Raw genomic sequence first — 13329 nt, forward strand, 5'->3', positions numbered from 1 at the left:
CTTACCCCGCGACGGGTATTGCCCGGCGTCTGCGTTCCTGCCTGAGAACGCTGAAGGAATAGAGGCCGAGCGCGGCCCAGATCACGGGAAATGCGATCATATGCCAGAGCGTCACAGGCTCTGCAAAAAGCAGGGCGGCAAGGGCGAACTGCAGCGTGGGGTTGAGGTACTGAACAAGACCCACCGTAGCCATGCGGACCCGCTTCATCGCATAGGAAAAGAGCATCAGCGGCCCGCCGGTGGCGACGCCGGATACGGCCAGAAGCAGACTATCCGACCAGCCTTTTCCAAACGCCCCGCCGGTGCCCCAATGGCCAGTGTGAACGCCCCAGAGCCAGATTGCGGCAATCGGCGCCAGAACGGTGACCTCCCCCGCGACGGACACGACCGGTCCCGCCTCGATCTGCCGTTTCAGAAGGCCATAGAGGCCGAATGTGACAGCAAGGTAGAGTGCGATCCACGGCGCAGCGCCGAGCCCAACCGTCAAAACAAGAACGGCAAGGGCGGCCAATTCGACGGCCAGCCATTGCAGCGGAGCGAGCCTTTCACGATAAATCACCCACCCGATAAGCACCGCGACCAGCGGAAAGATATAATAGCCAAGCGAAGCCTCGATCACCCGCTCGTTCTGGACCGACCAGATATAGCCAAACCAGTTTGCCGAGACGAGCAGCGCCGCGAGTGCCACGAGCCAGACCGCCCTGCTGCCGATCAGCCCGGGCAAGAGCCTGAGCCGACCCTGTATCGCGAGGACGACCAGAAAGAAAACGAGCGACCAGAGTGTCCGGTGCGCCAGCACCTCAGGCGGCGGCACATGAGCGATGGCCTTGTAGAGAAGCGCCGACAGGCCCCAGACGACGCAGGCCAGCACCATTGCGGCAACGCCCTTAGCCGCCTCACTCACGCACTGATCTCCACCAAAGTGATCTCGGGCACGACACCAAATCGGACGGGAATGATCGAACAGCCGATCCCGCCCGAGACAACAAGATCACGAGCGCCTTCCCTGACGTGGCCATAGGCATAGCGGTTGCCGAATTTCGACGGCACGATCGGGGAATAGCCGAAAAGCCTCACCTGACCGCCATGAGTGTGTCCCGACAAAGTCAGGCAGAAGCGGTCTGGCACGTTGGGAAAGATATCTGGCTCATGCGCAAGCAGGATCGCGGGCGCGTCGTCAGTGATTTGCGACATCGTGCCCGGCAGGTCGTCAAGACCGCGAAACTGCATGTCACCGATGCCGATGGCAAGCTGGTCGTCAAGGCCCGCCAGCCAGAACGGGCCGGAAGCCTGTCCCTCTCCCAGCCTGATCGCCCGGTTCTGCAAGACTGGCACGCCCGCTGCACGCAGATGCTCGGCAATCCGGTTCGATCCGCCGCCACGCGCCTGCGCGGCGCGGTCATGCCACCAGTCGTGATTGCCCAGTATCGCTTGGACTCCCATCGGTGCGGACAAACCTGCAAGGACCTTGGCGGTTTCTTCCATCGACACCCTTGCCGTTACGAAACGGTGCCCCGCCTCCAGATCGCCAAGAATGACGATCAGATCGGCACCGAGCGCATTGGTCCGCGTCACGATCTGCCTGAGCCGGTCGAGCGTAACATAGGGTTCCCCCATGTGGATGTCGGCCAGAACCGCGATCTTCAACGGGCCGCCAGTCCAATTCGCCGGGTTGATCCGCCGCCGTTTGACACGCAGCCGCAAGGCGGGTTCGATGAAGAACCCATAGGCCGACGTGAAAAGGCCTGCCAGGAACACCCCCAGCAGGCCCTTCAGTATTGCGCGCCGTGTGATCACCTCAGAGGCGCGAGGCGACGTTTTCCCAGTTCACGAGCTTGTCGAGGAAGTTCGTGAGATAGGCCGGACGCTTGTTGCGGAAGTCGATGTAGTAGCTGTGCTCCCACACATCGCAACCAAGAAGCGCGGTCTGACCGAAGCACAAGGGGTTCACGCCGTTTTCGGTCTTGGTGACCTTGAGGCTGCCGTCCTTGTCCTTGACAAGCCAAGCCCAGCCTGAGCCGAACTGACCGGCGCCGGCAGCGGCGAAATCATCCTTGAACTTTTGGACCGAACCGAAGCTTTCGGTGATCGCCTTTTCCAGCTCGCCCGGCATTGTATTGCCGCCCGGCCCCATCATTTCCCAGAACTGGGCGTGGTTCCAATGCTGAGAGGCGTTATTGAAGATGCCGTTCTGCGCGACCGCACCGGCCTGATAGGTGCCGGTAACGATGTCTTCGAGCGACTTGCCCTCCCATTCGGTTCCGGCAATCAGCTTGTTGCCGTTGTCGACATAGGCCTTGTGGTGCAGGTCGTGGTGATATTCGAGCGTTTCCTTCGACATGCCGAGTCCTGCAAGGGCATCATGGGCATAGGGAAGGTCGGGAAGGGTGAATGGCATCGCACGGCTCCTGAGTTGGGGTATTAACGATTTATAGTGTGACCGCATCCCGGCTTCAACGCCGGGAGAGCGACCTCTGTGGCATGGTTAGAACGCACCGACAAAACGTTCGGGCAGCACCCTGAGTTCCCGACCGACCCGGCGGCTCGACATAAAGCGACCTGAGTTCGAGCCGTGGTACTGTTCGAGAAACAGCTTTCGTTCATCGGCGTAATCCAGGCCACTGCCCCACTTCTCGATGGGCAAATCCTCAATATCGTCGGTCATCCGCATGTATTGCGCTTTCGACTTTATCCAAGTTCCAGCACCGACATGCACGGCGTCTTCTCCCTCAGCCGCTTCGTGCATCCTGTAGCGACGCTCATATCGATCGATATGGAACTGACGGTCGATCCACTTCAGGTGGAAGAGATAGAGATGGTCGATAAGGTTCGGTTGAGGTTGATGCATGATGCCGTGGCCGTCTGGCACCCACACCACCGGGCGGCGCACGACGCAAGGCTTGCAATAGGTGAAGTTCGAACGAACATATTTGCGCTGGTTCAGGATCGGACGGGTGAAATCGAGGTCATGTTCCTCGCTCCAGCGGTGCATGATCTCAAGCGCAAAGGCGCTAAGCACCTTCTCATCCGACACCTCGTCAATGTAGGCGAGCGGGTCCGACGCGACATCGGGATCGACGACCAGCAGCTCATCGACATCGTTATAGATGACTGTATCGAACATCCGCGTCAGCGACGAGCAGAATTCCGATACAAAATGCCAGCGGTCAACATCCATCTGACCATAGGTTGGGCGGCGGTGGACAGGGATGATCGTACAACCCTTCGCCGCTTCGGCGACATATGGCTGGTGTCCGTGCGTAACGACGTAAAGATTCCGACGGTCGGTGAATTTTGAATAGTAGCCGACCCAGATCCGAAGAAGCTCCGGATCGTCATAGACCATCGTAACCAACGCCGTAGCCATGCTTACGCCTTCGGGTAGTAAAGGAACGAGGTCGGTAGTCCGGCAATGTCGTAACCCATAGGCTCAAGGAACTCGGTCACCTCGGCCTGGTCACGACCCTCCACGTCAATCGCAATGAACGGCTTATGTTTCTCGATCGACTTCAGCGCGCCCTTCAACGCGAGGATTTTTGGCCCGTGAAAATCTAGATGAATGACGTCGAGGCGCGAAAGATTCAGCCCGTCTATCGACATGCCTTTGTAGGTACCTTCCTTATGTTTAAGGAAGGGCGTGTTGTAGATCTCGCGTGGCCGGAACGTGCCCGGCGCGACAGCAGCTTCCTCGTCCATCAGGGCCGCCTTGTGCAGGTGCAAGCCCTTCACCTCATTCATCGCCAGATTCTCTTCCAACGTCGGCAATATGATCCTTTGTGGCTCGAAGACATGTATCTCGTCAGCGCCCAGAATCTGCGAGAAGTACGATGAACTCGCACCCAGGAAACCACCGCCGTCGACGAACACGCCACCCTTTGGCAGACGGTTCGCAAGTGAGGCGAGGTTTTCCGCTTTGGGAAAATCCCTGCGCATCAACATCGTGTTCATCACACGGTCGGTACCTACATATGGAAGCTTGAAGCGGAACGGATAGTCGCCGCAGGGTACGTCAAGGATCCGGTTGGGTCCGAGCGCCATCAACCGCGCCGAAGCATTCAGCTCCTGCGTGACTTGCCTTAGTTCACCATAGATACGGCGGATATGGTCGTCGAAGAGCTTGAGGAAGCCCTCGACGTCGAAGGTGGGCTGCGCCGAAGCCACGGTCTCGACGGTCGACTCGTGCGCCTGGACCGCTTCGGCCACCGCTGACCTGCGTGCGGGAGCTAGCTTCTTCGTCGTCCGGGACTTGGCCGACTTGCCGACGGTCGTTTTCGCTTTTGCCACTTTAGTTGTCACCAGTTCACTCTCCTAAGTCCTCTGGCAGGTCCGATACCACCAAACCGGAAGCAATCGTGTCGGGTCAGTTGTGATAAACCCGCCCTCAGAAGAACACGTACATCGCGTGGTTCTTTTCCTTGAGCATCTGTGCCGCGTTCTCAACCGTCACTTCGACCCCGAAATTCTGCCGCGGCATTCGTTGATGCCAGTTCAGGCGCGCTGCCGAATAACCACGGGACAGGAAAAGGTCCAGAAGCTGGACCCGCGTTGCGCCGTGTATCTCGACAACCTCGTCCCAATGCAGCTCCATCAGCACCGTCGGTCGCGAGGTCTCGAGCAGGCGGTCGAGAGATTCCACCAACTTACCCTCATAACCCTCGATGTCGATCTTGATGAAATCCGGAACCCCGCCGATGTCCTCTACGATGGAAGTGAGTGAGCGGACGTCCATCTTCGCTTCTGTGAACTGCGGATGCGGCTTGAATGAAAGGCGCATCCCTGAATACCAGACCGTCGCCTGAGGCTCGTCCTTGTCGGATAGTGCGCACCAGTGCATCTGGTAGCGCTGCTCCGGGGCGAACTTCATTTGGTTAGAAGGAAGAGCGAGGTGCCGCTCGACTGCCTCGACGGCGCAGGGGTTCATCTCGATCCCGTGTACCTTTTGCAACTGTTCGAGGCGCAAGAGAAACGTTGAGATGAAGCCGAAGTGGGTGCCTATATCCAAAGCCGTTCGGGCACCCTTCATCTCGATTAGTGTCTCCATGACGAGGCAGCTCAAAGGCTCGATCGTCCAGCCATCCTTGTGGGCGTCGCGCATCCAGGTCGCGACCTCAGTCGCCGAAATGTCAAGCCGGAATGGTGAATGGGTGGAAAAGGCTACTTCCAGTTGTTCGCCTAGATCCTGGGCCATCCAAGTCCAACCAGCTGAGCGCCGGGTCAGTTCCTGCATAAACTGATTGTAAGTCAGGCCGTTTCCTGCGGATGCGAGCCGCGCGGCCTTAGGCTGGGCGACCACCGGCCCGCCGGCGGGTGCCCCAGCCTGCCGTGCTTTCGATGCGACGATGACATCTTGCTGGTCGTCCACGCTGGTGTCCTCGGCCTGCGCATTTTCGACCCGGGGACGGGACGCTCCAATCGACGCCGCGACGTCGCCCGACTGCTGGGCAGCCGCTTTCTCGCGGCGCCTGCGCTCAAGATTTTCTAACTGGCGCTGCTTTTCCAGCTTCTTGCGCTCGACATACCGTCGTTCACGTTCGCGTTCCTGCTCTTCCAAGCGACGATTGCGCTCGTCAAGCGCAGCCTGGCGTCGCTCCTCCTGCTTTCGGATACCGCTCAGAACCCACGTTACACACTGGTCATAGTCCTTTTCACCGAGAGGCCCGCAGTCGACCGGCTTGTCCGTCAGTACGCAGGCTGCCTGCACCCAGTAGCCATTCCGAATATCCTCGTTCCAAGTCGGATGATCTCCGTCATGGAAGTGTGTCGCCGAAGTCTCTGGCAAGCGCAGGCGGTGATCACAGCTCAGCCACTCGACGCCCAGCCCAGTCCGCTCCAGCATTTCGAACAAGGCTAAGGCCTCATTCCACATATAATCGGCGTAATTGATGAGCTCGTCGAAATAGATAACCAAGCCCGGCTTGAGGCGATCGTGCTTTTCGAGCGCAGTGAAGATGTCAACGGTCGACGAATAGATGTCGCAGTCGACATTTACAAATGCCACCTCACCCGGAGTTTCTATCAGGAACGGGTCGAGCGTTTCCGAGAAATAGCCCTTGACCAGCGTCACATTCTTAGGTGTGTCGGGCAGTTCGATGACTTTGAAGGGCTTTTGCCAGTCGACACGGCCGTCATCCGGGAAGCCCTCGAAGCTGTCGAAGCCATACCAATGCTGCGTGGGGAAACGCTCGGCGCAACGCCGGATCGAATTGCCGCGCCAGACGCCGAATTCCAGCCTGAGACCGGGATGGTCGCCGACCTTACTGATCGTGTCGTCCAGTACGTTCGTCCGGTTGTGCGGTTCGTCCGACGGCGCGATGAGGGACTTCTCGGCCAGCTTCGGCATTTCCTGCAGCAGGAAGCCGATATATCGCCTCATTACTGCATCATTTTCGGTCTCAGCCGCTTCTGTCATCGGGTTTTGTTCCTGCAACTGGTCCTGTTTCGTCATACCCGCGTAGCGGTGGTGCCGGATCTTTTCCGGTCCTTTGAAGTGCTCGCCCCTGCCTACCTGCCCGTCATGACGGGACTCAAGGACTTTTTTTTTTGACGGTTTGACCTTCGATTGACCGTGATTCAGCAGGCGCGTTCGCGGCAGCCAAAACCACCGCAAGCGTGGCACCATCCGGTTGCCGAATCTCGTCCGTCTTCTTGTTCACAAAATCGGCGATCTTGAAGTAGCCGGTTCGGGTGTAGTGATCGCTGTCGGCAAACTCCTCTGCGTCAAGCAACTCGTCGACATCAACAAAGATCGCATCCTCAAACGCGTTGCAGAATTCCCTGCACATGGCGTTGAAAGGCTCCCGGATCGCCATCGTACGTTTCGCCTGTTCGCCGTGTCGCGTCGCGGCACCGAGGATGAACAGCGGCACGCCCGGCTTCTTCAGTTCATGTGCCCGTGCGAAGGCCGACCTCGTAAGGCTCAACCGGTCTTCAAGCGGCAGCCTGCGATGAAACATCTCCTTGGCGAAGCGCAGGGCGTGGTCGGGATCGCGCATCAGTTTCTTCAGGCGGCGCGGCGGGATCGTGGCCCAGTACTTGCCACCGAATTCGTGACCGCCGAATGTGAAAAGGTTGTCAGACGGCACCGAAAAATACATCGACAGGAGCACGAGGTCGGATTCGGCAAGGCTTTTGTCGAGATCCAGCATGTCCTGCAGGGTCCAGCCGACGAAGTTTTTGAGCGGCTTGGAATGTTTAAGGTCCATTTCCCGCGCATTCAGGAAAAAGCCGACATCGTCATAACGGACAAGCATTCCCTGATCGTCTTGCTTGTTGACGAACTCGTCACGGTTAGTGCCGCAGTAGAACGAGACCTGAAGCAGGTCGCATCCACCGACAAGGCAAAGCCTCTTTTGTTCGACCTGATCCTCACCAGCATCGAAATCGGATACCTCGGTGATCCAGTCCACCTCCATCGCCGGATCGAGATCGCCGGAAACCGGACCCACCACCTTGAATTCGGGCTTGTTAAGATACTGCCAGACCCATTGTTCGACGCCCATGTTCAGCGTGCGGCAGGAAAACGCAAAATGGTGAACGGTCGTGCCTGAAAACTTCGTACGCACGCAGAAGAAACCAACAATGCCATAGTCGCCGTAGCGGTCCTTTACATGGATCAGCCCGGCATGCATGCCAGATGTGGCCAAGAGCTTGTCTAGGTCTGCGCGCTCCTTCTCAGTATTCGCCCGCACCTTGGTAAAGTTCAGCTGGTTGGTCCGGTTCAGAAGCTCCAGCACCCGATCCATCTGACCGTCGATATCGGTGATGATCCGGATCTTGATGCCCGACTGACGGAGGAAGTCCTCGTTCGACAGCCCGCCGGTTTCCTGTTCGGAGAACTTTGTCTCCATCACCTTGTACTGCTGCAACCGGCTGTGATCGGTATCCTGTTTGCCCTTCAGTTCGGGCAGTTCAAGCAGAGTCGTGAGGTCCAGCGTTCCGTCAACACACATGAGGTTCGGATTGACGAACCGCGCTTCCTCAAGGTTGAGGTGGTTATCATCGAGGAACAACACGTTTTCGTCGCGCAGCTGCATCCGGTCAATTATGGTCGCGATCGCCTGCCCCTTCGGTGTCCAAGCGATGTGCGGAAAAATGAAAAGATCAAAGATCCCAAGTTCTTCCAATGCCACCTTGGCCGCGTCAAAATCGTTCTTGGAACAGATCGAGCACATGATACCACGGTCGACCAACATCCGGACGAGGTCGATGTTCTTTTGAATAGGTGTGATGCCACCCTCGGAAAGCGTGCCGTTCCAGAACGTCTCGTCCAGGTCCCAGATGACAACCTTGACTTGCGCACGCACATTGCTGACGGGGTAGTTCGACATACCTCAACGACCGTTTTTTTATTCTCTGTGCATGTTCTTAGTAAACAGGGTCATTGTTGGCAATGACAACCATAGACAGATGGACCTTTGCCCCGCCACAGTAACCGCAAAGCACCGCCGCATTGGCCGCCGGATCAGCATCCCAACCGGATTCCCATTGAGCGCACGGCACATGATGTTAAACCTGTCGCCATGCTCAGAATGCTTGCAGCCTGGCTCCTTTACCTGTGCCTTGCCCTGACGGTCGCGGCTCAACCCGCTATGCCGATGACACGGACGCCGGGATCAGCTTGCCACGCCACCGGAACGACAATGGCATCGGGCGACATGCCCTCCCCCTGCCCGCCAAGCGGTCCGCTCTGCTGGAGTGATGGCTGCTTGAGCCATTCTTTCGCCTTGTCGCTCCCCGATGTGCGCGTGCGGCCTGATACTTACTTTTTCTCCAGTCTCAAATCCTGCTACGACCCGGCGGAACTTTGTCCCCTTCGAATAACGAATGAGCTTTTGCGTCCTCCGAAAGGGTGACTCGGGATGTCCGGTTATCCGGATGAAACACATTCAGGAAACGGGGTCAGACTCGAAACTTCGGCCCCTCCAAACCTCCGAGGACACCATGAACAAAACAATACTTGCCGCAATCGCTCTCTCTGCTCTTCTTGTCGCGGGATACTGGGGCATGAAATCCGGCCAGGAACGCGGTCCTGACATGCAGACTGCTACCACCCGCCCCTCCACTGCGCCGGAAGGGGTGCCGATGGTCGAGGTCAAGACGATCGAGCTGTCAGGCAAAGAAGCTCTCGGCGAAACCGCCTTCACCGCCAAATGCGCTTCCTGTCACGGTGAAAACGCCGCTGGCCGGAATGGCATGGGCCCGCCGCTCGTTCACAAGATCTATGAGCCAAGCCATCACGGCGATCATGCCTTTCTGCTCGCTGCACAGAATGGCGTCAGGGCGCATCACTGGCCGTTCGGGGACATGGCCCCTGTTGAGGGTCTCACCCAGTCAGATGTAGCCAATATCGTGGCCTATGTCAGAGCACTGCAACGCGCGAACGGTATTCAGTAGCCAAAACGAAAACGGGGGGCGTTCCGCCCCCCGCACCCCCCTGAGGGTATTTCAGCAATGAAGAAGCTCAGGCCGGGAAGACCTCTCCGCCCTTGCGGGCCGAAACCTCCAGAAGCCCCATGACGTAACCCGCGACCGAACGGAACGAGACGAGCGTGAACTCATCCGCGCCGGATTCCCAGAAGGCGGCGGCGACCTGGGCCGCGCGGGTGCGGCGGATCTCGCCTTCGGCCAGCGTTTCGAAATCGACCGGGCAGAGCTTCATCAGCGCTTCCGAAGCCTTCGCACCTTTCACGGTGAAGACGGACCGCGCGTCGGAGACATCGGCGACAAGGTGATGCTCGCCCGCGAGCGCCTTTTCCAGCACCTCGACGGTGGCAACGGCCTCGTCATAGGGGACGAGGATCAGAAGTTCGTCCGGCGACATCCAGGCAGCACCCTTGTCACCGTTGAGTTCAATCCGGCGCGCGGCGGGCACGGCGGTGCCGGTCGCGGCCTTGACCGCCTTCTTCATCTTCGCCGAGGCCAGATCACCGCGCACCGTGATCATGCCGCGCAGGCCAGCCTCGGCCACATCGACGAAACCTGTGTGAGAAACGCCCCCCAAGGCGCTGACTGCCTTAGACATTCTGCTTCTCCCCATCCTTGTCGTAGAAGACCGGATCGACAATCCGCGCCTTGACCACCTTGCCGTCGTCGACGGGGAAGTCGATGACCTCGCCCATCCGGTCGGGACCATGCTTCACCAGCCCCATCGCGATGCCCTTGTCGAGCGTGGGCGAATAATAGGTCGAGGTGACGCGGCCCTGCACATTGCGCTGGCCATTGGCGTTGTGCCCGTCGGCCACCGCATAGGCACCGTCGGGGATCAAGCCGCCATCGAGCGTCTCAAGACCGACGAGCTTCCAGCGCTCGGGGCTTGCCATGAACGACCGTTCATGCGCGCGCTTGCCGAGATAGTCCTCTTTCTTCTTCGAGATCGCCCACTGAAGGTTCAGGTCCTGCGGGATCACCGTGCCGTCGGTTTCATCGCCGATCATAATGAAACCCTTCTCGGCGCGCATGATATGCATCGCCTCGGTGCCGTAGGGCATGACGCCGAATTCCTCGCCCGCCGCGATCAGCGCCTCCCAGAAGGCGCGGCCTTCAGAGGCCGGGACCGCGACTTCGAAGCTGAGTTCGCCGGAGAACGAAATCCGGTGCACCCGGGCGCGGAAACCACCCAGCGTGCCCTCGCGCCATTCCATGAAGGGCAGCGCCTCTTTCGAAAGATCCATGCCGCCGAGTTTATCCAGCAGTTTCCGTGCATTGGGGCCCGCAATTGCCACTTGGGCATATTGTTCGGTCACGTTGGCGGTATAGACCTTCCAGTCCCACCATTCGCATTGCAGCCAGTCTTCCATCCAGCCATGGATGCGGTCCGCGCCGCCCGTGGTGGTGTGGCAGAGCCAGGTATCCTCGCTCAGGCGCACGACGACGCCGTCATCCGAGAGGAACCCGTTTTCGTTGCACATCAGACCATAGCGGCATTTGCCCACCGGCAGCGTCGACATCATGTTCGTGTAGAGCATGTCGAGGAACTTGCCCGCATCCGGCCCTTTCACGAGAATCTTGCCCAGAGTCGAGGCGTCCAAGAGGCCGACCGAGTTCCGCACCTGGCGGATCTCGCGGTTGACCGCATCGTGAACACCTTCACCCGTACGCAGGAAGCAATAGGCACGGCGCCAGTGGCCGACCGGCTCCCAATGGGCGCCATGGACCTCGTGCCAGTCATGCATCGGCGTCTTGCGCAAAGGCTGGAAGATCTCGCCCCGCGCCTCGCCCGCGATCGCGCCCATGGAGATGGGCGTGTAGGGCGGACGGAACGTGGTGGTGCCGGTGGCCGGGATGGCCTGGTTCAGTGCATCAGAAAGCACCGCCAGACCGTTGATATTGCTGATCTTCCCCTGATCCGTTGCCATGCCGAGCGTGGTGTAGCGCTTGGCATGCTCGACGCTTTCATAGCCTTCGCGCGCCGCGAGCTGGATATCGGAGACCTTGACGTCGTTCTGCGGGTCAAGCCACATCTTGAAGCGCAAAGCCGGGCCTGCGCCCTGCGGCATGATCCAGACCGGCATGATCGGCGCTTCTGTCGCGCAGACCGCGCCCGGGGCCGCGCCCTTGCCGCCCACGGCCTTGTGGGCGTCGTCGAGAACGTCGGCGGCCGTCAGGTGACCGTTGGCCGAGCCGATGGCCGTGACCATCGCCTCGCCATCCGCGCCGGTGGCCGGGCGGTTCGGGTCGGGGCGGAACATCGCCTGTTTGTCGTCCCAGTTCAGCTTGCCGCCGCAATGGGACCAGAGATGCACGACCGGCGACCAGCCGCCCGACATCGCGACCGCGTCGCAGTCGATTGTCTCCAGCTCCGCGCCCTCGCCCGCCTGCAGGCAGACCGAGACGCCGGTCACGCGCTTGCCGCCCTTGACCTTGGCGATGCCCTTGCCTTCCAGCACCTTGACGCCGCGCGCGCGCACCGCCTCGGGCAGGTCGCCCTTGGCCTCGGGCCGCGCGTCGATGACGGCAGGAACCGCAAGGCCCGCGTCGAGCAGCGCCAGAGCGGTGCGGTAGGCGTCGTCATTGTTGGTGACGATCACGGTGCGGTCGCCGGGGCTGACGGCCCAGTTGACGACGTAGTCGCGGACGGCCGAGGCCAGCATCACGCCCGGAATATCGTTGCCCGCAAAAGAAAGCGGTCGTTCGATGGCGCCCGTCGCGGTGACGATGTGACCGGCGCGCATGCGCCACAACCGGTGGCGCGGACGGCCGTCGCCCGGCGTATGGTCGGCGATGCGCTCGTACATCAGCAGGTAGCCGTGGTCATAGAGACCCGAGGCCATCGTGCGGGCACGGAGCGTGACGTTCTCCATCCCTTCAAGGGCTTGGAGCGTTTCCGTCACCCATTCGTCAGCCTCCTGACCTTGGATCTGCACACCGTCCACGACGGCGCGACCGCCCCAATGGGCGGTCTGCTCGATCAGCCAGACGCGCTTGCCCTGCTTGCCTGCGGCCAGAGCGGCGGCGAGACCGGCGATGCCGCCGCCGACGATCACCAGATCGGCGAAGGCATAGGCGTATTCATAGCGGTCCTCGTCACGGGCATGCGGCACTTTGCCAAGGCCCGCCGATTGGCGGATGAAGGGCTCGAACACATGTTTCCACGCGAAACGCGGGAACATGAAGGTCTTGTAGTAGAAGCCCGCCGGCAGAAAGCGATAGAACTTGTCGTTGATCGCACCGACGTCAAACTCAAGGCTCGGCCAGTGGTTCTGGCTGGCCGTGACCGCGCCATCGAACAGCTCGGTCGTGGTGGTGCGCTGGTTCGGTTCGAACCGGCCGCCCTCACCGAGACCCACCAGAGCGTTCGGCTCCTCGGCTCCGCTCGACATGATGCCGCGTGGGCGGTGGTACTTGAAGGACCGGCCGACCAGCATCTGGTCGGCACCCAGAAGCGCCGAGGCCAGCGTATCGCCCGCATAGCCTTGCATCTTCCTGCCGTTGAAGGTGAAGGACATCGCCCTTGACCGGTCGATAAGGCGGCCGCCTTTCTGAAGACGCGTGCTCATTTATAGCCCTCCCAGTTCGGGCGCTTCTGTTTGATCTTCGCCTGAAGGTCGGCAGGCGGGGCCGAAGTCTGCGCAGGGTATGTCCCGAAGACTTCCAGCGTCGCGGTGCAACGCGCGGCAAGGAACCACTTGCCGCAGCCATAGGCATGGCGCCAGCGTTCGAAATGCACACCCTTGGGGTTCTTGCGGCTGAACATGTAGCCGTCGAATTCCTCGTCGGTCGAGCCCGGCCCGTAGCGCTTCAGATGCGCCTCGCCACCGGCCTGCAACTCGGTCTCATCGGCCTTAACGCCGCAACAGGGGCATTCAAGGATCAGCATGTCGTAGTCCTTTC

At 60.0% G+C, this 13329-nt stretch carries 11 protein-coding genes; 1 reads left to right on the forward strand and 10 read right to left on the reverse strand.

Annotation, left to right across the window (positions count from 1 at the left end):
• Position 1: 1 nt before the first annotated feature.
• The 7 genes from rarD to QKW60_RS13385 form a co-directional block, all read right to left on the reverse strand.
• Positions 2 to 904: an EamA family transporter RarD gene (gene rarD / locus QKW60_RS13355; protein WP_282369370.1), complete on the reverse strand. Its 903-nt coding sequence runs from the start codon at positions 902 to 904 to the stop codon at positions 2 to 4.
• Positions 901 to 1758: a metallophosphoesterase gene (locus QKW60_RS13360; protein ID WP_282369371.1), complete on the reverse strand. Its 858-nt coding sequence runs from the start codon at positions 1756 to 1758 to the stop codon at positions 901 to 903. The genes rarD and QKW60_RS13360 overlap by 4 nt, the downstream gene beginning before the upstream one ends.
• Before the next feature lie 40 nt (positions 1759 to 1798).
• Positions 1799 to 2398: a superoxide dismutase gene (locus tag QKW60_RS13365; RefSeq protein WP_282369372.1), complete on the reverse strand. Its 600-nt coding sequence runs from the start codon at positions 2396 to 2398 to the stop codon at positions 1799 to 1801.
• An 87-nt stretch (positions 2399 to 2485) separates the two neighbouring features.
• Positions 2486 to 3367 carry a hypothetical protein gene (locus tag QKW60_RS13370; protein WP_282369374.1) on the reverse strand — a complete coding sequence of 294 codons (882 nt, stop codon included), beginning with the start codon at positions 3365 to 3367 and terminating at the stop codon, positions 2486 to 2488.
• Positions 3368 to 3369: 2 nt separating this feature from the next.
• Entirely contained in the window at positions 3370 to 4296 is a 927-nt protein-coding gene (locus tag QKW60_RS13375; protein WP_282369376.1) for a class I SAM-dependent methyltransferase, read from the reverse strand.
• A gap of 85 nt (positions 4297 to 4381) precedes the next feature.
• Positions 4382 to 6607 (reverse strand): class I SAM-dependent methyltransferase, encoded by a 2226-nt coding sequence (locus QKW60_RS13380; protein ID WP_282369378.1) that lies wholly within the window; start codon positions 6605 to 6607, stop codon positions 4382 to 4384.
• Positions 6525 to 8327: a hypothetical protein gene (locus QKW60_RS13385; RefSeq protein WP_282369379.1), complete on the reverse strand. Its 1803-nt coding sequence runs from the start codon at positions 8325 to 8327 to the stop codon at positions 6525 to 6527. Before QKW60_RS13385 ends, QKW60_RS13380 begins: the two co-directional genes overlap by 83 nt.
• 613 nt (positions 8328 to 8940) lie before the next feature.
• Here QKW60_RS13385 and QKW60_RS13390 point away from each other — a divergent pair.
• Positions 8941 to 9393 carry a c-type cytochrome gene (locus QKW60_RS13390; RefSeq protein ID WP_282369381.1) on the forward strand — a complete coding sequence of 151 codons (453 nt, stop codon included), beginning with the start codon at positions 8941 to 8943 and terminating at the stop codon, positions 9391 to 9393.
• A 67-nt stretch (positions 9394 to 9460) separates the two neighbouring features.
• Here the strand turns inward: QKW60_RS13390 and QKW60_RS13395 are convergent, their stop codons facing one another.
• From QKW60_RS13395 to QKW60_RS13405, 3 genes are read right to left on the reverse strand one after another with little or no spacing between them, the layout of a single operon-like run.
• A complete protein-coding gene (locus QKW60_RS13395) occupies positions 9461 to 10021 on the reverse strand; it encodes a sarcosine oxidase subunit gamma (RefSeq protein ID WP_282369383.1) in 561 nt (186 codons plus the stop codon).
• Positions 10014 to 12995, reverse strand: a complete 2982-nt coding sequence (locus QKW60_RS13400; RefSeq protein WP_282369384.1) for a sarcosine oxidase subunit alpha family protein — start codon at positions 12993 to 12995, stop codon at positions 10014 to 10016. Before QKW60_RS13400 ends, QKW60_RS13395 begins: the two co-directional genes overlap by 8 nt.
• Entirely contained in the window at positions 12992 to 13315 is a 324-nt protein-coding gene (locus QKW60_RS13405) for a sarcosine oxidase subunit delta (protein WP_282369386.1), read from the reverse strand. Before QKW60_RS13405 ends, QKW60_RS13400 begins: the two co-directional genes overlap by 4 nt.
• Between the last annotated feature and the right edge of the window lie 14 nt (positions 13316 to 13329).

The sequence above is a fragment of the Albidovulum aestuarii genome (assembly GCF_029961185.1).
Taxonomy (GTDB): domain Bacteria; phylum Pseudomonadota; class Alphaproteobacteria; order Rhodobacterales; family Rhodobacteraceae; genus Albidovulum; species Albidovulum aestuarii.